Origin of the sequence: Nonomuraea glycinis, from assembly GCF_014646515.1 — a bacterium.
GTDB classification, from domain to species: Bacteria; Actinomycetota; Actinomycetes; order Streptosporangiales; family Streptosporangiaceae; genus Nonomuraea; species Nonomuraea glycinis.
In genome coordinates, this window is the sequence record NZ_BMNK01000001.1 from 595,408 (window position 1) to 614,563 (window position 19,156).

The 19,156-nt window shown below is 70.5% G+C and carries 21 protein-coding genes; 19 read left to right on the forward strand and 2 right to left on the reverse strand.

Annotated features, from left to right (window positions below; all coding sequences use genetic code 11):
* The first annotated feature begins 10 nt into the window (after positions 1–10).
* The 9 genes from IEY87_RS02795 to IEY87_RS02835 all read left to right on the forward strand — a co-directional run bounded on the left by IEY87_RS02795 (position 11) and on the right by IEY87_RS02835 (position 7,434).
* Positions 11–1,000: an alpha/beta hydrolase gene (locus IEY87_RS02795; RefSeq protein ID WP_189136848.1), complete on the forward strand. Its 990-nt coding sequence runs from the start codon at positions 11–13 to the stop codon at positions 998–1,000.
* Positions 1,001–1,128: 128 nt separating this feature from the next.
* Positions 1,129–1,527: an urea transporter gene (locus IEY87_RS02800; protein WP_229699275.1), complete on the forward strand. Its 399-nt coding sequence runs from the start codon at positions 1,129–1,131 to the stop codon at positions 1,525–1,527.
* Between the two features lie 9 nt (positions 1,528–1,536).
* A complete protein-coding gene (locus IEY87_RS02805; protein ID WP_189136849.1) occupies positions 1,537–1,842 on the forward strand; it encodes an urease subunit gamma in 306 nt (101 codons plus the stop codon).
* Positions 1,843–1,875: 33 nt separating this feature from the next.
* Positions 1,876–2,340, forward strand: a complete 465-nt coding sequence (locus IEY87_RS02810) for an urease subunit beta (RefSeq protein WP_189136850.1) — start codon at positions 1,876–1,878, stop codon at positions 2,338–2,340.
* A gap of 5 nt (positions 2,341–2,345) precedes the next feature.
* On the forward strand, positions 2,346–4,070 hold the full coding sequence (gene ureC / locus IEY87_RS02815; RefSeq protein WP_189136851.1) for an urease subunit alpha: 1,725 nt from the start codon (positions 2,346–2,348) through the stop codon (positions 4,068–4,070).
* Positions 4,067–4,738 (forward strand): urease accessory protein UreF, encoded by a 672-nt coding sequence (locus IEY87_RS02820; RefSeq protein ID WP_189136852.1) that lies wholly within the window; start codon positions 4,067–4,069, stop codon positions 4,736–4,738. Before ureC ends, IEY87_RS02820 begins: the two co-directional genes overlap by 4 nt.
* A 13-nt stretch (positions 4,739–4,751) precedes the next feature.
* Complete coding sequence (ureG, locus tag IEY87_RS02825) at positions 4,752–5,426, forward strand: urease accessory protein UreG (RefSeq protein ID WP_308112900.1); 675 nt, start codon at positions 4,752–4,754, stop codon at positions 5,424–5,426.
* Positions 5,408–6,349 (forward strand): urease accessory protein UreD, encoded by a 942-nt coding sequence (locus tag IEY87_RS02830; RefSeq protein ID WP_189136853.1) that lies wholly within the window; start codon positions 5,408–5,410, stop codon positions 6,347–6,349. The genes ureG and IEY87_RS02830 overlap by 19 nt, the downstream gene beginning before the upstream one ends.
* 179 nt (positions 6,350–6,528) lie before the next feature.
* Positions 6,529–7,434 (forward strand): 3-hydroxyacyl-CoA dehydrogenase family protein, encoded by a 906-nt coding sequence (locus IEY87_RS02835; RefSeq protein ID WP_189136854.1) that lies wholly within the window; start codon positions 6,529–6,531, stop codon positions 7,432–7,434.
* Positions 7,435–7,452: 18 nt separating this feature from the next.
* Here IEY87_RS02835 and IEY87_RS46545 read toward each other — a convergent pair whose 3' ends face one another.
* A complete protein-coding gene (locus IEY87_RS46545) occupies positions 7,453–7,584 on the reverse strand; it encodes a hypothetical protein (RefSeq protein ID WP_263651056.1) in 132 nt (43 codons plus the stop codon).
* Positions 7,585–7,898: 314 nt separating this feature from the next.
* Between IEY87_RS46545 and IEY87_RS02840 the strand changes: the two genes are divergently transcribed.
* The 8 genes from IEY87_RS02840 (at position 7,899) to IEY87_RS02870 (ending at position 15,291) form a co-directional block, all read left to right on the forward strand.
* Entirely contained in the window at positions 7,899–8,987 is a 1,089-nt protein-coding gene (locus tag IEY87_RS02840; protein WP_189136855.1) for a class I SAM-dependent methyltransferase, read from the forward strand.
* A 116-nt stretch (positions 8,988–9,103) separates the two neighbouring features.
* On the forward strand, positions 9,104–10,174 hold the full coding sequence (locus IEY87_RS02845) for a sigma-70 family RNA polymerase sigma factor (RefSeq protein WP_189136856.1): 1,071 nt from the start codon (positions 9,104–9,106) through the stop codon (positions 10,172–10,174).
* Positions 10,171–11,601, forward strand: a complete 1,431-nt coding sequence (locus tag IEY87_RS02850; protein ID WP_225276802.1) for an MFS transporter — start codon at positions 10,171–10,173, stop codon at positions 11,599–11,601. The genes IEY87_RS02845 and IEY87_RS02850 overlap by 4 nt, the downstream gene beginning before the upstream one ends.
* 25 nt (positions 11,602–11,626) lie before the next feature.
* A complete protein-coding gene (locus IEY87_RS02855) occupies positions 11,627–12,415 on the forward strand; it encodes an isocitrate lyase/PEP mutase family protein (protein ID WP_189136857.1) in 789 nt (262 codons plus the stop codon).
* A gap of 78 nt (positions 12,416–12,493) precedes the next feature.
* Positions 12,494–12,625, forward strand: coding sequence for a hypothetical protein (locus IEY87_RS46550; RefSeq protein WP_263651055.1), 132 nt, complete (start codon positions 12,494–12,496; stop codon positions 12,623–12,625).
* A gap of 208 nt (positions 12,626–12,833) precedes the next feature.
* A complete protein-coding gene (locus tag IEY87_RS02860; RefSeq protein ID WP_189136858.1) occupies positions 12,834–13,280 on the forward strand; it encodes an SRPBCC domain-containing protein in 447 nt (148 codons plus the stop codon).
* Positions 13,277–13,630, forward strand: coding sequence for an ArsR/SmtB family transcription factor (locus IEY87_RS02865; RefSeq protein WP_189136859.1), 354 nt, complete (start codon positions 13,277–13,279; stop codon positions 13,628–13,630). Before IEY87_RS02860 ends, IEY87_RS02865 begins: the two co-directional genes overlap by 4 nt.
* 278 nt (positions 13,631–13,908) lie before the next feature.
* A complete protein-coding gene (locus IEY87_RS02870; protein WP_225276801.1) occupies positions 13,909–15,291 on the forward strand; it encodes an MFS transporter in 1,383 nt (460 codons plus the stop codon).
* Between the two features lie 85 nt (positions 15,292–15,376).
* On the opposite strand, the gene IEY87_RS02875 is transcribed toward IEY87_RS02870, so the two are convergent.
* Positions 15,377–16,630: a Gfo/Idh/MocA family protein gene (locus tag IEY87_RS02875; protein WP_189136860.1), complete on the reverse strand. Its 1,254-nt coding sequence runs from the start codon at positions 16,628–16,630 to the stop codon at positions 15,377–15,379.
* Between the two features lie 73 nt (positions 16,631–16,703).
* Here IEY87_RS02875 and IEY87_RS02880 point away from each other — a divergent pair, with 73 nt between their 5' ends.
* Together IEY87_RS02880 and IEY87_RS02885 are read left to right on the forward strand one after the other, a co-directional pair.
* Complete coding sequence (locus IEY87_RS02880) at positions 16,704–17,831, forward strand: ROK family transcriptional regulator (RefSeq protein ID WP_189136861.1); 1,128 nt, start codon at positions 16,704–16,706, stop codon at positions 17,829–17,831.
* Between the two features lie 70 nt (positions 17,832–17,901).
* On the forward strand, positions 17,902–19,155 hold the full coding sequence (locus tag IEY87_RS02885) for an ABC transporter substrate-binding protein (protein WP_189136862.1): 1,254 nt from the start codon (positions 17,902–17,904) through the stop codon (positions 19,153–19,155).
* Position 19,156 lies beyond the last annotated feature (1 nt).

A 19,156-nucleotide genomic window follows, 5' to 3' on the forward strand; every position in this document is an offset into this window, starting at 1 on the left:
GACCCCTCTCATGACGCTCGCTCGCCCCGACTTCGACCCCGAGCTGCAGGTCGCGCTCGCCCAACTGCCGTCCATGCCGCCGCTCAGCTCCGAGGTGCTCGCCCAGCTGCGCCAGTATCCGTCGCCGCCGGTCGAGACCTTTCTCGAAGGGCTGGCGGTGGACCGGCGCGAGGTCAGCGTGCCCGGCTCGGACGGCGTACGGATCCCGCTGTCGATCTTCAGTCCCGCCGGGACCGATCAGACCGCGGCGGCACCGTGCGTCTACTGGATCCACGGCGGCGGCATGATCATGGGGGATCGGTTCTCGCAGATCGACATCCCGCTGGAGTGGCTCGCCGAGTTCGGCGCCGTCGTCATCTCCGTGGATTACCGGCTGGCGCCGGAGGTCAACGGGACGACGCTGGTCGAGGACTGCTACCAGGGGCTGAGCTGGGTCGCCGAGCACGCCGGTGAGCTGGGCATCGACCCCGCCCGTATCGTCGTCGCCGGTACGAGCGCCGGCGGCGGCCTCGCGGCCGGGACCGTACTGATGGCACGTGACCTCGGGGGCCCGGCCGTCGCCGCTCAGGTGCTGATCTGTCCCATGCTCGACCACCGCAACGGCACTACCTCCAGCAGGCAGTACGCCGAGGGGCCCGGCACCTGGACCGGGGAGATGAACGCGTTCGGATGGCGGGCGGTCCTCGGCGACCTCGCCGGCCAGGAGGTGCCCGGGTACGTCTCGCCCGCGGTGGCCGACGACCTGTCGGGTCTGCCGGCCACCTACATCGACGCCGGCACCGCCAAGGTGTTCCGTGACGAGGACGTCGAGTACGCCACCCGGATCTGGGCGGCCGGCGGCCAGGCCGAACTGCACATCTGGGCGGGCGGTTTCCACGGCTTCGACGCGCTGTTCCCGCAGGTGCGGCTCTCGGCCGCGGCGCGCAGGACACGCAGCGACTGGCTCGGCCGCGTCCTGGGCCAGGCTTCTCTCGCCCAGGCGCCGAGTCTCGCCCCGTAGACGGGCGACGCTGGCGACCCTGCCCAAACTGCCGACGGCCGCGTCGCCGTCAACGCCTTCCTCAACACCATGATCGCCGGCGCCGTCGGCATGCTCACCTGCAGGGCCTGTTCAACGGCATCGGCCAGGTGTTCTTCCAGAGCAAGTGGTACGTCGGCCTGATCTTCCTGATCGGCCTGCTGTTCGGCGGATGGCTCGTGGGGGTGGCCGCGCTCGTCTCCAGCGCCGTCGGCATCGTGGTGGCACTGCTGCTGGGCGCGCCCGCCGCCGACGTCGGCGCGGGGCTGTACGGCTACAACGCGGTGCTGACCGGCATCGCCCTGTGTGGCACGTTCCTCGCCCTGACCCCGCTGGGCATCCTGTACGCGCTCGCCGGCGTGGTGTCGGCGACCGTGCTGACGGCGTTCGTCGGCGACCTGTTCGAGCCCGTCGGCGGCCACACGCTGACCTGGCCCTTCGTCATAGTCACCTGGATCTTCCTGGCGGCGGTGCCGGCGTTCTCCGGCCTGCGGCGCAGTACTACCTAAGGAGAGCTGATGAACCTCGCCCCTCGTGAGATCGACAAGCTGATGATCTACGTGGTCGCCGACCTGGCGACCAAGCGGCGGGACCGCGGTCTCAAGCTGAACTACAGCGAGGCGGTGGCCCTGATCAGCGCCGCCGTCCTGGAGGCGGCCCGTGACGGCAGGACCGTCGCCGAGTGCATGGAGCTCGGCAAGCAGGTCCTCGGCGCCGACGACGTCATGCCGGGCGTGCGCGAAATGCTCAAGTTGATGCAGGTCGAGGCGTCGTTCAAGGACGGTTCCAAGCTCGTTTCCTGCCACGACCCCATCGGCGGCTGACACCGCCGCCAGACGAGAAAGGACCGGTTCGTCATGACGGACACGGACAGGGTCGTCTACGCCGACGGCCCCATCGAGATCAACGCCGGCCGGCCCACGGTCACCCTGACCGTGCGCAACACCGGGGACCGCGCCGTCCAGGTCGGGTCGCACTTCCACTTCTTCGAGGCGAATCGGGCACTCAGCTTCGACCGCGCGAAGGCGTACGGCAGGCACCTCGACATCCCGGCGGGCACCGCCGTCCGCATCGAGCCGGGCGACACCCACCGGGTCAACCTGGTCGAGTACGGCGGCGGCATGCGCATCGTCGGCTTCGCCGGCCTGCTCGACGGCGGCATCCGAACCCGGGACGCCCGGGCACGGGCGCTGCGGCGGCTGGCCGAGCTCGGCTACGCCGACGCGCCCGAGCCCTCGGCGACCGACCAGCAGGGCGCCGAAGGGAAGGCGGCGAAGAAGCCGGCCGACGGCAAGAAGTCTCCCAGCAGGAAGAAGGGCTGACACCGATGGCCACGATGAGCCGCAAGCAGTACGGGAGCATGTTCGGTCCCACGGTGGGTGACCGGGTCCGCTTGGCCGACACCAACCTGGTGATCGAGATCGAGAAGGACTACACGGCCGGCCACTACGGGGACGAGGCCGTCTACGGCGGCGGCAAGACCGTCCGCGACGGCATGTCGGCCGACCCTGGCTCGCAGAACGCCACGATCGCGCTCGACCTGGTGATCACCAACGCGGTCGTGCTCGACCCGATCCTCGGCGTCGTCAAGGGCGACATCGGCATCAAGGACGGCAAGATCGTCGGCATCGGCAAGTCCGGCAACCCGCACACCCAGAACGGCGTGGACCGCCGGCTGATCATCGGCGCGGGCACCGAGGTGCTGGCGGGCGAGAACATGATCGCCACGCCGGGCGCCATCGACCCGCACGTCCACTTCGTCTCCCCGCAGCAGGCCGAGGCCGCGCTCACCAACGGCATCACCACGCTCATCGGCGGCGGCACCGGCCCCACCGACGGCACCCGCGGCACGACCTGCACGCCGGGCCCGTGGAACATCGGCCGGATGCTGCAGGCCGTCGAGGCGCTGCCGGTGAACATCGGCGTCATGGCCAAGGGCAACTCCAGCCGGCCCGGCACGCTGATCGAGCAGATCGAGGCCGGGGCGTGCGTGCTGAAGGTGCACGAGGACTGGGGCTCGACCCCGGCCGTGATCGACTGCGCGCTGCGGGTGGCCGACACCTACGACGTCCAGGTGGCACTGCACTCCGACAGCCTCAACGAGGCCGGTTACCTGGAGGACACGATCAGTGCCATCGACGGCCGGGCCATCCACACCTTCCACACCGAGGGCGCGGGCGGCGGGCACGCGCCCGACCTGATCCGCATCGCCGGCGAGCCGAACGCGCTGCCGTCCTCGACGAACCCGACGCTGCCGTACACCATCAACTCGGTCGACGAGCTGCTCGACATGGTGATGGTCTGTCACCACCTCAGCCACGACATCCCCGAGGACGTGTCGTTCGCCGACAGCCGGGTGCGGGCGGAGACCATCGCCGCCGAGACGGTTCTGCATGACATGGGGGTGATCAGCATGTTCTCCTCCGACTCCCAGGCGATGGGCCGGGTCGGGGAGACCTTCACCCGGGCCTTCCAGACCGCGCATCACTGCAAGGACCAGCGCGGCAGGCTGCCCGAGGACTCCGAGCGCAACGACAACGCCCGGGTGCTGCGCTATCTGGCCAAGCTGACCATCAACCCGGCCAGGACCACCGGCATCGCCGAGACGGTCGGCTCGCTGGAGGACGGCAAGCTGGCCGACATCGTGCTCTGGCCGTTCACCTCGTTCGCCGCCAAACCGGCGCTCGTGGTCAAGGGCGGGTTGATCAACTGGGCGCAGATGGGTGACCCGAACGCCTCGCTGCCCACCCCGCAGCCCGTCTACTACCGGCCGATGTTCGGGGCGATGGGGATGGCGCAGCGCAAGAGCAACGTGACGTTCCTGCCGGACGCCGCCATCGCCGCCGGGGTGCCGGAACGGCTCGGCCTGCAACGGCTGATCGCCAAGATCCGCCACACCCGTACGGTCGACAAACGGCACATGGTTCGCAACTCAGCGCTGCCCAAGATCACCGTGGATCCGGAGACGTACAAGGTCACCGTGGACGGCGAGCACGCCACCATCGCGCCGGCGCAGGAACTGCCGCTGAACCACCTGTTCTTCCTGGCATGACCCTGCTCGCCCAGCTCCAGCTGACCGACTCGGCCTTCCCGGGCGGCCTCTACACGCTCTCCCACGGGCTGGAGGCGTACACACAGGCCGGGCCGGTGGACGTCGGTGAGCTGCTGGAGGACGTGCTGCTGCACGCCGCCGGGCCCGGCGACGCCACCGCCCTGGTGCTCACCCAACGGGCGGTGACGGCCGGGGACTGGGACGCGGTGGTGGCGGCCGACCGGCGGCTGCACGCGATCAAGCTCAGCCGGGAGATCCGCGCCGCCGCCACCAGGACCGGCAACCAGGTCCTGCGGACCGCCACCCTGGTCTTCGCCACCCCCGAGCTGGCCCGGCTCACCGAGCTGGTCGAGGCCGGGACCGCGCCGGGCAACCACGCCGTCGTCCTGGGCACCGCCTACGCCGGCCTGGGCGTGCCGGTGCACGACGCGGTGACCGGCGACCTGTACGCGTTCGCCGCGAGCTGGGTCAGCGCCGCCGTCCGGCTCGGCAGGCTCGACTTCCGGCAGGCCCAGGCGACGTTGTACGGCGCGGCGGGCGCGATCGGGCGGGCCGCCGCGCACGCGCTGGCCGCCCGCGGCCCTCTCGACCTGCACGCCGCCACCCCGGTCGCGGACATCATGAGCGCCGTCCACGAGCGGGCGGAGGCCCGCCTCTTCACCACCTGAAAGGCAGCACGCCATGCACCAGCACATGCACCACCAGATGGACCCCGGCACGCACCACGACATGGACGGCGTTCTCCGGGTCGGCATCGGCGGGCCCGTCGGCTCCGGCAAGACGGCCCTGATCGAGGCGCTGGTCCCCATCCTGATCGAGCGGGGGCACAGCGTGGGCGTCATCACCAACGACATCTACACCGTGGAGGACGCCGACCATATCAAGCGCACCCTCGACGGCGTGCTGGACCCGGCCCGCGTCGTGGGCGTGGAGACCGGCTCCTGCCCGCACACCGCCGTCCGCGACGACCCGACGATGAACCTGGCCGCCGGGGCCGAGATGGTCAAGCGCTTCGGAGACATCGACACGCTGCTGTACGAGAGCGGCGGCGACAACCTCACGCTCACCTTCAGTCCCGCCCTGGCGGACGTGTACGTGTTCGTCCTGGACACCGGCGAGGGCGACAAGATGCCGCGCAAACGCGGGCCGGGCATCACGAACTCCGACCTGCTCGTCATCAACAAGATTGACATCGCCCCGTACGTCCGCGCCGACCTGGAGGTGATGGCACGCGACGCCGACCGCGTCCGCGACGGGCGCCCGGTCATCCTCACCGACTCGCTCAAGGGCACCGGCGTGGCGGAGGTCGCCGACTTCATCGCCAGCCGCAGGCCGGCATGCTCGCCGAGCGCGTAGACCGGCTGGCCGCCGGGCACTACACGATCACCTCGATCCCGGAGGACGTGGCGAGGTACGCCGAGGTGCCGGACACGCTGCCGGTCGGCAGTCCGGGCAAGGTCGGCGTGCTCGACCTGGCCTTCGAGCGGCGTAGTGGCCGGACCGAGCTGACCGGCCACTATCAGAAGGCGCCGCTGCAGATCATGCGGCCGCTCTACTACGACCCGGCCCGGCCGGACCTGCCGTATGTGATCGTCATGTCCTCGGGCGGCGGGATGCTGCAGGGGGACCGCTACCGGCTCGACCTCGCCTGCGGCGCGGACGCGTCGGTGCACCTGACGACGCAGGCCGCCACGAAGATCTACCGGATGGAGCAGGACTACGCCAGCCAGCTCGTCACCATCACGGCGGGGCCGGGCGGCTACGTCGAGTATCTGCCGGATCCGGTGATCCCGTTCGCCGAGTCCCGCTTCTACCAGTGCACCAGGGTGACCTGCGACCCCACCGCCACCGTGATCCTCGGCGAGACCCTGCTGGCCGGGCGGCTGGCCCACGGCGAACGGCACGCCTACACCGCCTACTGCAACGACCTGGAGGTATGCGGTCCGGGCGGCGAGCTGCTGTTCGCCGACCCGATGAGGCTCGTCCCCGGGCGGGCACCGGTCGCCGGGCCGGCCATGTTCGGCGCGCACGGCGTGCTGTCCACCCTGTACGTGGTCACGTCGGCGGTGGACGCCGCCGAGCTGGCCGACGCGCTGCACGAGGCGGCGGCGGGCAGCGGGCTCGTGGGCGGGGCGAGCACGCTGCCGAACCGGGCGGGCGCCTGGGCCAGGCTGCTGGGACCGGAATCCCCGCACGTCAACGCGACCCTGGAACGGCTGTGGGACATCGCCAGGCGGGCGATCACCGGCACCCCGGCTCCCGACCGGCGCAAGCCCTGAGGCAACTCGCACGGTGGGCCGGGCCGGCATGGGAACTGCTGCGGCCGGAGGGCAGGCCGGACATCACGGCCGGGTCGGTGCTCGGGCGGCGGTTTCGTACGAGCGGCGGTTTCGTACGGGACGGAGGAGAAGCACGCTGGTATGACAGCATTCCTGGACCGGTGGAAGGAGCGGCGCTCATGACCTTGCCACGGACGGTCGGCGTCTTCGGCGGCGGGCGGATGGGGGCGGGGATCGCGCACGCGTTCCTCGCTTCGGGCAGCCACGTGATCGTCGTGGAGAACGGGCCGGAGGCGGCCGGCCAGGCCCGCGACCGGGTGGCTGAGAGCCTGGCCAAGGCTCGGGTGGCTGAGAGTCTGGCCGAGGGTCGGGTGGCTGAGAGCCTGGCCGAGGGTCGGGAGGCTGAGAGCCTGGCCGAGGGTCGGGGGGTGGCCGAGGATGCCCTTGAGCGGCTGCGGGCCACGGCCGACCCCGGCGACCTGGCGCCGTGCGACCTCGTCATCGAGGCGGTGCCGGAGGACGCGGCGCTCAAGGCCCAGGTGCTCGCCCTGGCCGAGAGGCTGGCGCCGGACGCGGTGCTCGCCTCCAACACCAGCAGCCTGTCCATCGGCGGGCTCGCCGCCGGTCTGGCCTCGCCGGACCGCTTCCTCGGGCTGCACTTCTTCAACCCCGTCCCGGTGAGCGAGCTCATCGAGATCGTCACCGGGCCCCGTACCGACCCCGCGCTCGTGACGCGAGCCCGGGACTGGGCGGTGGCGCTCGGCAAGACGCCGATCACCGTCGCGGACTCGCCCGGGTTCGCGAGCAGCCGCCTCGGCGTCTGCCTGGCGCTGGAGGCGATGCGCATGCTCGAAGAGGGCGTCGCCGGCGCGGCCGACATCGACACGGCGATGACCCTCGGCTACCGCCACCCGATGGGACCGCTGCGGACCACCGACGTGGTCGGCCTCGACGTGCGGCTCGCCATCGCCGAGCACCTGTCACGCGAGCTCGGCCCCCGATTCGACCCGCCACAGATCCTGCGCGACCTCGTCGCCGCCGGTCACCTCGGCCGCAAGACGGGCCAGGGCTTCTACACGTGGTGAAGACGGGCCAGGGTGGTATCAGGCCGGCGTGATGCGGGTCCAGTTCGGGTTGACGCGTCCGTCCTTCAGATTGGTGAAGGTGCCCTGGTCGTCGACTCTGGCCGTGGAAATCCCGCCGTCGCCTTCACGGTAGAAGAGCAGCTCGGACATGGACGTCCCCCTCTGGTGATTTCGCTGCCGCGCTGTTCGACACGGCGTGACGTGTCCCGGTCACTCCCGCAGATGTGTCCTTGGGCGGCGATCATCGAACCTGCCCCCGCGGAACCTTTGCCGATGCGCTTGAAGTGATCTACACGCCGACGGGGCGCCATCCGGGCACGTGGGCATCGACCCGGCTTGAGCTGGGGAGGAGTCCAAGTGCCCGGTGGTGAACCGCGGCCATCGGTGTGTGTCCAAGGACCTTTTCGCTTTGCCCGTGGGCGCCGATCCTCGTTGAGAACCACAGCAGAACGGAGGACGGAGACATGACCACCAAGACCGACGAGTTCGCCGATCACCTGCTCCAGGCGGCGCTCGGCACCATCGAGATTCTCGCCATCCATCTCGGTGATCGGCTCGGCTGGTACCGAGCGCTGGCCGAGCAGGGCCCGGCCGGACCCGCCGAGCTGGCCGTACGAGCCGGTGGCGCCGAGCGGTACGCCCGGGAGTGGCTGGAGCAGCAGGCCGCGGCCGGGATCCTGGAGGTCGCTCCGGACGGCCGGTTCGCGCTGCCGCCGGGCGTGGCCGAGGTGCTGACCGACCGGTCCAGCCTGGCCTACCTCGCGCCGCTGGCCCGCATGCTCGCCGCGGCCGCCACGCAGCTGCCCGCCCTGGAGAACGCCTACCGCACCGGCGGCGGGGTCGGCTGGGCGGCGTTCGGGACGGACATGCGTGAGTCGCAGGCCGACATGAACCGGCCCTGGTTCGAGCACGCGCTGCCGGACGCCCTGGCCGGGGTCCCGGACCTGGACGCGCTGCTGCGCCGTCCCGGCGCCCGCATCGCCGACGTCGGCTGCGGCGGTGGCTGGTCGGCCATCGCGCTGGCCGGGGCGTACCCGGAGGCGACGGTCGAGGGTGTGGACATCGACGCGCCCTCCATCGAGCTGGCCCGCCGCAACGCGGCCGGGCTCGGTGACCGGGTCACCTTCCGCCGCCGCAACGCGGCAGGGCTCGGTGACCGGGTCACCTTCCGCTGCGGCGACGCGGCCGGGCTCGGCGCGGGCCGGTACGACGCGGTGTTCGCCTTCGAGTGCGTGCACGACATGCCACGCCCGGTGGACACCCTCGCCGCCGCCCGCCGCGCGCTCGTGCCCGGCGGCGCCGTCGTCGTCATGGACGAGGCCGTCGGTGACGCGTTCACCCCGGACGCGGACGAGCTGGAGCGGCTGATGTACGGGTTCAGCCTGCTCATCTGCCTGCCGGACGGGATGAGCGAGCAGCCGTCGGCCGCCACCGGCACCGTCATGCGCCCCGGCACCCTGCGGCGGTACGCCGAGGAGGCCGGATTCACCGGCGTCGACGTCCTGCCGATCAGCGACTTCGGCTTCTGGCGCTTTTACCGCCTCCGGCTCTGATCGCGACGGACAGGTGATGCTGACGCCCGCGCGCTGAGCTTGCTCACGACCGACCATTTTCCGGCTCCGGCGGTGTCTATCCAGGGGAGAGGGGTCCATGGATGGAAGGAGCCGAGATGCAGGGGATTTCGCTGCCCGGGGAGCCGGCGGTGTCGGCGCGAGGTGAAGACGGCGAGAAGTTCCGCCGGCTGGTCGAGCCGTACCGACGTGAGCTTCAGGTGCACTGCTACCGCATTCTCGGGTCGGTGCAGGACGCCGAGGATGTGCTGCAGGAGACGTTGCTGGCGGCGTGGCGCGGGATCGACGGTTTCGAGGAGCGCGCGTCGGTGCGGACGTGGCTCTACCGGATCGCGACCAACCGCTGTCTCAACGCGTTGCGGTCCAGTGCCCGTCGTCCGCACGAACGCGCGGCCTACCAGCTGGAGGTTGCGTTGCCTGAGCCGTCGCGCCGCCGGGAGGAGCCGAGCTGGCTGGAGCCGTACCCCGACGTGCTGCTGGACGAGATCGCCGACCACCTGCCTGGCCCGGAAGCGCGTTACGAGGTCAGGGAGTCGGTGTCGCTGGCGTTCCTGGTAGCGCTGCAGCGACTGCCGCCGAGGCAACGGGCCGTGTTGGTGCTGCGGGACGTGCTGGGATTCCGGGCCGCCGAGGTGGCGAGCATGCTCGACACCACCGAGAACGCGGTGACCAGCGCGCTGAGACGGGCACGGGGCGCGCTGGCGCACGTGCTGCCGGGCCCCGACCGGGAGAGCGCCCCGCTGCCGGACTCACCACAGGAACGCCGGGTCGTGGCCGACTTCACCCGCGCGTTCGAGGCCGGGGACGTCGATGCGATCGTGGCCATGCTGACGGACGACGCGTGGCTGACCATGCCGCCGCTGCCGCTGGAATACCAGGGCCGGGACGCCATCCGGCACTTCCTGGCTACCGTCGCGCTGCGCCGATGCCGCCGCGAGATGCTGGTCCCGACGCGGGCGAACGGCCAACCGGCATTCGGCTGTTACGTACGCGACCCGCGGACACCGATCCTGCACGCGCACGGACTGCTGGTGCTCACCCTGACCGGCGACCGGATTATCGCGCTGACCCGATTCCACGACAACTCACTGCTGACCGGATTCGGGCTTCCACGATCGCTACGCGTGAACCGGAAATCCGACGGCACACCCGAAGAGGAGGAACGGTGAGTTCCAACGGGGGACGGATGACGTCCGAGCAGGCATGGGCCTTAGGACTTGCCGCACTGGCGTCGTTCATGATGGCCCTGGACAGCTTGGTCGTGACGACGGCGCTGAGCACGATCCGGCAGGATCTGACGGCATCGGTCGAATCACTTGAGTGGACCGTCAACGCGTACAACCTGACGTTCGCGGTGTTGCTCCTGACGGGAGCGGCGCTGGGCGACCGGTTCGGCCGCCGCCGGATGTTCGCCGCAGGGCTGGCGGTGTTCACCGTCGCGTCGGTGGCGTGCGCGCTGTCGCCGGACATCGGCGCCTTGATCGTGTCGCGGGCGTTGCAAGGGGTCGGCGCCGCGCTGGTGCTGCCGCTGTCGCTCACTCTGATCAGCGCGCTGTTCCCGCCACGGCAGCGGGGCAAGGCGATGGGCCTGTACCTGGGCATCACCGGCCTGGCGACGTTCAGCGGCCCGTTCGTCGGCGGCGTCATCGCCCAAGGGCTGGCCTGGCAGTGGATCTTCTGGCTGAACCTGCCGATCGGCCTGATCGCGATCATGCTCACGGCGCGGCGCGTGAACGAGAGCTTCGGCCCGAACAACCGGTTCGACCTGGGTGGCGTCGTGCTCGTGACGTTGGGCGCGTTCGGCCTCGTCTGGGGGCTGGTCCGCGGGAACGCGGCGGGCTGGACCAGCGCGGAAGTGCTGAGCGCGCTGCTGCTCGGTGTCGCGCTGGTGATCGCCTTCGTGCTGTGGGAGCAACGCACGGAGGCGCCGATGCTGCGGATGCGGCTCTTCCGGGTGCGGGCGTTCGCCACGGCCAACCCGGCGAACTTCTGCGTGTTCGCCTCGCTGTACGGCACGCTGTTCTTTCTCGCGCAGTACTTCCAGACCGTGCACGGCGAAGGGCCGCTCGGCGCCGGCCTGCGGCTGATTCCCTGGACCGCGACCCTGATGATCTGTGCGCCGATCGCCGGCAGATTGGCCGACAGGTACGGCGAGCGCACGTTCGTGGTCGCCGGGTTGCTGCTCCAGACGATCGGCATGGGCTGGATTGCCCTGGTCGCCGACACCGATACGGGCTACCTCGAACTCCTGCCCGCGCTCATCGTCGGCGGGGCCGGACTCACCATGGCCATGCCCGCGGCGCAGAAGGCGGTGGTGGGAGCGGTGCGACCACAGGAGATCGGCCAGGTGTCCGGCGCGTTCATGATGCTACGGATCTTCGGCGGGGTCTTCGGCGTGGCGGTCTCGGTCACCGTCTTCGCAGGCACCGGGGGCTACGCCTCGGCCGAGGACTTCAGTGCGGGGTTCACGGCAGCGATGGGCACGGTAACCGCGTTCGCGTTCGTCGGCATGCTCGTCGCACTCGGCATGCCCGGCAGGCGACCGGCCGCACCACCGCCGGTGGCGGGCGTCGTACCCCAGGGCGAACGCGCCTAATGATCACTATGACATGGAGGACACGATGACAGACCTGTTCCGCTCCGCACAGGAGAAGGCCGCCACGCTGCGGAGGTCGCACGTGGCCGGTGACCCGCTCGTGCTGCCCAACGCCTGGGACGCCGCCTCGGCCCGGATGGTCGAGGCGGCCGGATTCACGGCCGTGGCCACGAGCAGCGCCGCCACGGCCGCGATACTCGGCTACGACGATGGCGAGGCGGCGCCGGTCGAGGAGGTGCTGGCTGCGACCGAGCGGATCGTCCGGGCGGTGAGCGTGCCGGTGACGGTCGACTTCGAGCGCGGCTACGGGCTCGCGCCGGCGGAGTTGGTCGAGCGGTTCGCCGCGACCGGGGCCGTTGGGCTGAATCTGGAGGACTCGAACCCGCCGACCGGGGACATGATCGATGTCTCGGAGCAAACGGACTTCTTGGCCGCGGTGCGCGAGGCGGCGGTGTCGCTGGGCGTGGACCTGGTCATCAACGCGCGTACGGACTCGTTCGTACGCCGGGCGGGGTCGCCAGAGGCGCAGCTCGCCGCCACCCTCGACCGGGGTGCCCGCTACCTCGCGGCCGGCGCGGACTGCGTCTATCCGATCGGCGCCGGGGATCCCGACGTGATCCGGGTCCTGGCCAAGGACATTCCCGGGCCCATCAACGTCGGGTACGGGCAGGGGAAGCTGTCGCAGGCCGAGTTCGCCGCGCTCGGCGTCGCGCGGGTGAGCTTCGGGCCGGCCCTGCAACGGCACCTCTACAACGCGTACGGGTCCGCGCTGTTCTCGGCCGTCGCGTCCGGTGAGAATCCCTTCCTGCTCTGAAGCGGCGATGCCGAGCCGAGCCGCCCCAGCTCCGGTCACCGCGCGCAATACCGGGTGTGGGCCGGCGAGTGCTACGACATGAACACCGACAAGGGCGGCAGGACCTTCAAGCAGCGAGTGTGGTATCTGCCCACATCGCAGATCCTCATCGCCGACGACTGGAACGTCTCCGGCCTGGCGGGCATCGTCGAACGCGCCACCTGGAAGTGACCGGACGCATTCCGACTGAAGAGAGTGCCGTCGCGAGAGCTGCACCGTCCGGCCCTCCTGCCCCTTGGCAGGAGGGCCTTTTCGGCTGCGCTCTGATCACTGGATACGCGCCTCGGGGCCGTACATGTGCAACCTATGGGTTGCGCAAAGCTGGCCGATGTGCAACTATCAGATTGCACTAAATGTCGACAGCGAGGGAGTTCTCCTCATGACTGAGGATCGGATCGAACGCGAGACCCTGATCGCGGCATCGCTGGAGCGGGTGTGGTCGCTGGTGGCCGAACCAGGGTTCTGGGTGGCCGACGAGGCGGAGGTGGCCGGTAGTGTGGCCACGGAAGGCGCGTCGTTGGTCGCGAAGAACCCCCATCTCGGTGAGGTCTGGGTGCGTGTGGAGAAGGTGGAGCCGCTGACGTACGTGGCGTACCGCTGGACGAGCGCGTTCCCCGGAGAAGAGTTGCGTGCGGACAACAGCACCCTCGTGGAGTTCACCCTGGCCCAGGAGGGCGACAAGATCCGCCTGCGCGTCATCGAGAGCGGGTTCGCGGCGCTGAGCGCGTCCGAGGAGCTGCGCGTCAAGGCGATGCGGTTCAACACCAGCGGCTGGGCCATGGCGTTCGATGCGTTCAAGGCGCGCGCCGAGCAGGCATCCGTGTGACATACGAACGCGGCGGCGCCGCTGAGACGGTGGACGGCGTTCTGGTCGCGCTGGCCGACCCGACGCGACGTCAGCTGCTCGATCTGCTCGCCGCGCAGGGGATGGCCACCGCGACAACGCTCGCCGAACGACTGCCCGTCTCGCGGCAGGCGATCGTCAAGCACCTCGCCGTCCTGGACGCCGCCGGGCTGGTCACCGGCAGCCGGGTGGGGCGCGAGGTGCGATACACGGTGCGGCCTGCCGCACTGGACGCCGCGGCGCGGTGGATGGCCGCGCTCGCGGCCGACTGGGACAGGCGGCTGGCGACGATCAAGCGCGTCGCCGAGGCGGCCGAACCGGAACAGGGCTAGCCCACCTCTTACCAGGTCACCCGCCCACTGTCGCGGGTGGACCCGAAGGCGGCCAAAGGAAACAGCTCACCCCGTACCGCGGGTTTCCTGAGCGTGCCATGAAACCGAGTGCGGCGGGCTGTCGCGTGGGGCACCCCCGCCCACCCCGCCGAGAAGGTGAACGGCCGCGCTCGGCGGTCACCAGAAACAGTTTCCGTGACGACACCTGAGGGTGCGTATCCGACCGGCCCGACGACGGGCCGATGTCCATAACGGGTTCTTGAGAAGGGAACCGTCCTTTGCACATCGACACCACCGCGCCGCCCCGCTTCACCGGCCGGCAACGGTTGATCCTGCTGGTTCTGCTCGGCGCCGGGTTCATGTTGTCCGTCGACTTCTCCATCCTGAACGTCGCGCTTCCGCAGGTGGGCGAGGGCGTCGGGCTGGAGGTGACGGCGTTGCCCTGGATCGCCTCCGCCTACGCCCTGCCCGCGGCGGGTTTCACCCTCCTGTCCGGGCGGCTGGCCGACCTGTTCGGCCGTCGCCGGATCTTCCTCGCGGGCATGGTGCTGCTGGCCGCCTCCTCGCTGCTCGGCGGCTTCGCGACCGACCCCGAGACGCTGCTGAGCGCCCGCGCGCTCCAGGGCCTGTCCACCGCCTTGTCCATCCCGGCCTCGCTCTCCCTGCTCACCACCACCTTCGAGGAGGGCGCGACTCGGGATCGCGTCCTGGGCCTCAACGGCGCGCTGCTGTCCGGCGGCTTCACCATCGGCGCACTCGCCGGCGGCACCCTGGTCAGTCTGCTGAGCTGGCGCGCGGCGTTCTTCATCAACGTGCCCGTCGCCATGATCATCCTCGTGCTCACGCCGTTCCTGATCTCCGAGAGCAAGGTGCCCGACCGGGTCAAGCTGGACGTGGCCGGCGCGATCACCGTGACCGGCGGTCTGCTGGCCGTCGTCTACGCGATCATCGAGCAGAGCATCCCCGAGGGTGTCGTCGGCATCGTGCTGCTGGCCGCGTTCTGGGTGATCGAGCTACGCTCGCCCGCCCCTCTCGCCCCGGTCGGCATCCTCAAGCGCCCCACCGTCAAGTGGGGCAACTACGCCGGTCTCGTGGTGTTCAGCATGGAGACCGCGATGATCTTCATGATGACGCTGTACCTCCAGAACATCCTCACGTTCACCCCGCTCGTCACCGGCCTCATCTTCGGCGTCCCGGGGCTGGCCGCGGTGCTCGCGGGCCCGATCGCCGGTCGCCTCATCGGCCGCTACGGCTACCGCAAGGTGCTGCCGGCGGGGCTGGCCGTGCAGAGCCTCGCCGTGGTCCCGCTGATCTTCATCGGCTCCGACCCGCTGGGGCTGGTCGTTCTGATCCCGGCACTGCTCATCAGCTTCTTCGGGCACGTGACGTCCATCGTGGCGTACACGGTCACCGGCACGTCCGGCCTGCCCGACGAGGAGCAGGGCCTGGCCACCGGCCTCACGACGATGACGCAGAACGTCGCCATCACGATCGGCATCCCGATCCTCAGCGCGATCGCCGCCACCCAGGCGTCGGAACTGAACGGAATCCACCTGGCGCTGACCGTGAACGTGGTCGTCACGCTCGTCAGTGTCACGCTCATCTGGAGAGGTCTCCGGCCGGAGCGGTCCCACCGCCACGGAAAGGAGAACCTCTCATGATCGCGTTCCTGGCCTCACCCGACGACATCGCCGGCGACGAGTACGTGATCGACGAGGGCATGGTCGAGAACGGGTGAGCGGTTCCTCATCGGTCGAGTGACACGACCGTGCCGGTCAGGCGGGCGCGTTCGGCGGCCCACACCACGCGGTGGGTCATCAGGCTCTCGGCCGCCTCCGAGCGCAGCAGGGCCGGATCGCCCGAGGCCACGGCGGCGAGGAAGGCGTCCACCAGCCCTTCGTCGCCGCCCCCGTGCCCGTCGGCCGCCGACGGGCCCGTCGCCCCCTCCGTGGCGATGATCTCCTCCGTGCCGGTGCGGAAGTCCACCACCCGCAGCTCGTGCCCGTCGCCGTCGAGGTAGCCGTGGGTGCCGAACAGGCGGGTGCGCCGGTGCTCCATCGGCGTGAAGGCGCTCATGGTGAACGAGCACGTCGCCCCGTCGTCGAACTCCATCACCACCTCCTGGTGGTCGACGACGTCGTTGTCGCAGGCGTACACGCACCTCCCGTACGGCCCGGTCCGCAGCGCCCGCAGCACCTCCTCCTCGGTCCGCCCCTGCGTGACGGCCGACAACGGCCAGAACTCGCTGTCCTCGTCGCCGAGACAGCCCAGGTAGAGCCGCGGCGCCGAGTACGGGCAGGACGGCTCCAGCGGGCAGTCGACGCACCGGTCGGCCGCCGTCGCGGGCCGTTCCTCCGGGCGGAAGTGCGACAGCGAGCCGAACGACGACACGCGGGCGGGTGGGCGGCCGAACAGGTGCACGAGCCAGTCCACGTCGTGGCAGGCCTTGGCCAGCAGCATCGGCGCCGAGGTGTCCTGGCGCCGCCAGTGCCCGCGGACGAACGAGTGCGCCTGATGCCACCACCCCACCGGCTCCAGGTGCTGGACGCTGACCAGCCGCCCGATCCGCCCTTCGTCCAGCAGCTCTTTGATCATCCGGGTGTAGGGCGTGTAGCGCAGCACGTGGCAGACCGCCAGCATGATGCCGTTGCGGCTGGCCGCGTCCGCGATCAGGACCGCTTCCCGCTCCTCGGTGGCCATCGGCTTCTCCAGGAGGATGTGATAACCGAGGTCCGCCAGGGTGATCGCCGGATCGGTGTGCAGCCGGTCGTGGGTGGCGATGACCGCCGCGTCCGCCACCCGCCCGGCCGCCGCCAGCTCCTTCCAGCCCGGGTGCGCCTGGTCCGGCGCGATCCCGAACTCGGCCGCGAACGCCGCCCGGCGCGCCGGATCGGGCTCTGCCACCGCCACCACCCGCCCCGCGCCCGTGGCGTGCGCGCGGCGGGCGTAGGTCAGTCCTCGCAGGCCGCCGCCGACGACGGCTAGAGTCACCTCAGTCATGGAACCTTCCCCGACGAATTATCCTGGAGAGTGTCATTATTCGGTCTTGGGAAGCTGACGGCAAGGGGGCCCGATGGCCGGGGAACTGAGCGGCGGTGATCTGTCGCGGCTGCGGCAGCTCAACGCGCTGGCCGTGATCAAGGCTCTGCAGGGCGGGCCGTCGCTCACGCTCACCGAGGTCGCCAAGCGCACCGGGCTGTCGCGGGCCTCCACCGAGGACGTGGTCCGCGAGCTGCTGCAGAAGGGCTGGGTGGCGGAGGCCGGGGCCACGGCGGGCGGGGTGGGCCGCCCGGCCAGGCGCTATCGCTTCAGGGCCGACGCGGGCCGGCTGCTCGGCATCGACATCGGCGGCCACAAGATCCGCACGGTGGTCGCCGACCTCGACGGCGAGGTGCAGCACAGCGCCTGTGTGGCCGTCACGCCCGCGATGGGCCGGCTCGAACGTCTGGACGCGGTGGACCGCGCGGTCGCCGAGTGCCTGGCGGGCGCCGGGCTGACCGGCGGCGACATCTGGGCCTCGGGCGTCGGCACGACCGGCCTGGTGGACGGCGCCGGCCGGGTGATGCTGTCGGAGGCGCTGCCCGAGTGGACCGGCGTGGACCTGGCCGCGCACGTCCGCCGGCTGGCCCCGGCCCCGGTGCTGGTCGAGAACGACAGCAAGCTCGCCGCCCTGGCCGAGTGCTGGCGCGGCGTGGCCCGCTACGCCAAGGACATGGTGTTCCTGCTGGCGGGGCTGCGCACCGGCGCGGGCCTGGTCATCGACGGGAAGCTGCACCGGGGCTTCGGCAACGCCTCCGGCGAGATCGGCGCGCTGCCCGCCCTCGGCTGGATCCGCGCCCAGGAGCACCTGAGCGCCGCCAACGGCGAGGCGGGCGACGTGTTCGCCGCGGCCAGGGCCGGCGACCGGGCGGCGGTCGCGGCGGTGCGCCGCTACGTCAAGGATCTGGCGCTCGGCGCGTCCGCGCTGGTCCTGGCGCTGGACCCGCAGATGGTGGTGGTCGGCGGCGGCTTCTCGCGCTCGGCCGACGTGCTCATCGAGCCGCTCAAACGGGAGCTCGACCGCTGGTGCATCCGGACCCCCGAGGTGCGGATGTCCGCGCTCGGCGACGAGGCCGTGGTGCTCGGCGCCGTACGGCTCGCGCTCGACGACGTCGAGGACCGCGTGCTCGACGGCCGGGCCCCGCTCGTAAGCCATCTGTGACATAGGTGCCCTTGCCAATAATTTCCATGGACTCCATGATTACTCCCACGTTCTATGAGAGGACTGGGAGATGTGGAAGTCGGCACGGAGCGGTGCGGCCCTCCTCTGCGCGGCCTTGCTCGCCACCGCGTGCGCGGGTGGTGAGCAGGCCGGCACGGACACGGGGTCGCCGGAGAAGGTGACGCTGTCCTACGGCGTCTGGGACGCCACCCAGCAGGCCGTCATGCAGGAGCTGGCCACGGAGTTCACCAAGACACACCCGAACGTCGCCGTCGACGTCCAGCTCACCCCGTGGGTCGACTACTGGACGAAGCTCAAGGCGGCGGTGAGCGGCGGCGCGGCGCCCGACGTCTTCTGGATGAACGGCCCCAACTTCCAGCTGTACGCCTCCAACGGCGTGATCAAGCCGATCGAGGAGCAGGTCGACACCTCGGTCTGGCCCAAGCCCCTGGTGGACCTCTACACCTACGAGGGCAAGCTGTACGGCCTGCCGAAGGACATGGACACGGTCGGCGTCTGGTACAACAAGACGCTCTTCGACGCCGCGAAGGTGAAATATCCGGCCGACGACTGGACCTGGGCCGACTTCAAGGAGGCCGCGGCCGAGCTCACCGACCCGGACAAGGGCGTGCACGCCGTCGGGGCGCAGCTCACGAGCTTCCAGGAATACCAGTACAACACCATCTACCAGGCCGGCGGCCACGTGATCTCCCCGGACGGCAAGAAGTCCGGCTACGACGACCCCAAGACGATCGAGGGTCTGAAGTTCTGGACCGACCTCATCGCCGCCAAGCAGTCGCCCGACCTCAAGACCATGACCGACACCGCCACGCTCCAGCTCTTCGAGGCCGGCAAGCTGGCGATGTACTGGGGCGGGTCGTGGAACGTGGCGGAGTTCACCAAGAACGACTACACCAAGGACAAGGTCGACGTCGCCCCGCTGCCCAAGGGTGAGAAGCAGGCCACGATCATCCACGGCGTGGCCAACGTGATGTCGGCCAAGACCGAGCACCCGGCGGAGGCGTGGGAGTTCGTCAAGTTCCTCGGCTCCAAGCCGGCCGCCGACATCCTGGGCAAGAAGGGCCCCATCCCGGCCTACAACGGCACGCAGAGCGACTGGGTGGCCGCCCATCCGGAGCTGAAGCTGCAGACGTTCCTCGACGCCGTCGCCTACGCGGTGCCGTACCCGGTCTCCAAGAACACCGCCGCCTGGCAGGAGGCGGAGCTCACCCACCTCACCAAGGCGTGGACGGGGGAGGTGCCGATCGAGAAGGCCGCCACCGACCTCGCGACCGGCATGAACGACCTGCTGGCCAAGGAGTGAC

Bases quoted from the DNA above. Each gene is read 5' to 3' on its own strand.
- IEY87_RS02880 (WP_189136861.1), top strand. From the start codon at position 16,704: ATGGCCGGGGAACTGAGCGGCGGTGATCTGTCGCGGCTGCGGCAGCTC.
- IEY87_RS02835 (WP_189136854.1), top strand. From the start codon at position 6,529: ATGACCTTGCCACGGACGGTCGGCGTCTTCGGCGGCGGGCGGATGGGG.
- IEY87_RS02875 (WP_189136860.1), bottom strand. From the start codon at position 16,630: ATGACTGAGGTGACTCTAGCCGTCGTCGGCGGCGGCCTGCGAGGACTG.
- IEY87_RS02805 (WP_189136849.1), top strand. From the start codon at position 1,537: ATGAACCTCGCCCCTCGTGAGATCGACAAGCTGATGATCTACGTGGTC.
- IEY87_RS02885 (WP_189136862.1), top strand. From the start codon at position 17,902: ATGTGGAAGTCGGCACGGAGCGGTGCGGCCCTCCTCTGCGCGGCCTTG.
- IEY87_RS02830 (WP_189136853.1), top strand. From the start codon at position 5,408: ATGCTCGCCGAGCGCGTAGACCGGCTGGCCGCCGGGCACTACACGATC.
- IEY87_RS02845 (WP_189136856.1), top strand. From the start codon at position 9,104: ATGCAGGGGATTTCGCTGCCCGGGGAGCCGGCGGTGTCGGCGCGAGGT.
- ureC (WP_189136851.1), top strand. From the start codon at position 2,346: ATGGCCACGATGAGCCGCAAGCAGTACGGGAGCATGTTCGGTCCCACG.
- IEY87_RS02855 (WP_189136857.1), top strand. From the start codon at position 11,627: ATGACAGACCTGTTCCGCTCCGCACAGGAGAAGGCCGCCACGCTGCGG.
- IEY87_RS02810 (WP_189136850.1), top strand. From the start codon at position 1,876: ATGACGGACACGGACAGGGTCGTCTACGCCGACGGCCCCATCGAGATC.
- IEY87_RS02795 (WP_189136848.1), top strand. From the start codon at position 11: ATGACGCTCGCTCGCCCCGACTTCGACCCCGAGCTGCAGGTCGCGCTC.
- IEY87_RS46545 (WP_263651056.1), bottom strand. From the start codon at position 7,584: ATGTCCGAGCTGCTCTTCTACCGTGAAGGCGACGGCGGGATTTCCACG.
- ureG (WP_308112900.1), top strand. From the start codon at position 4,752: ATGCACCAGCACATGCACCACCAGATGGACCCCGGCACGCACCACGAC.
- IEY87_RS02840 (WP_189136855.1), top strand. From the start codon at position 7,899: ATGACCACCAAGACCGACGAGTTCGCCGATCACCTGCTCCAGGCGGCG.
- IEY87_RS02860 (WP_189136858.1), top strand. From the start codon at position 12,834: ATGACTGAGGATCGGATCGAACGCGAGACCCTGATCGCGGCATCGCTG.
- IEY87_RS02820 (WP_189136852.1), top strand. From the start codon at position 4,067: ATGACCCTGCTCGCCCAGCTCCAGCTGACCGACTCGGCCTTCCCGGGC.
- IEY87_RS46550 (WP_263651055.1), top strand. From the start codon at position 12,494: ATGAACACCGACAAGGGCGGCAGGACCTTCAAGCAGCGAGTGTGGTAT.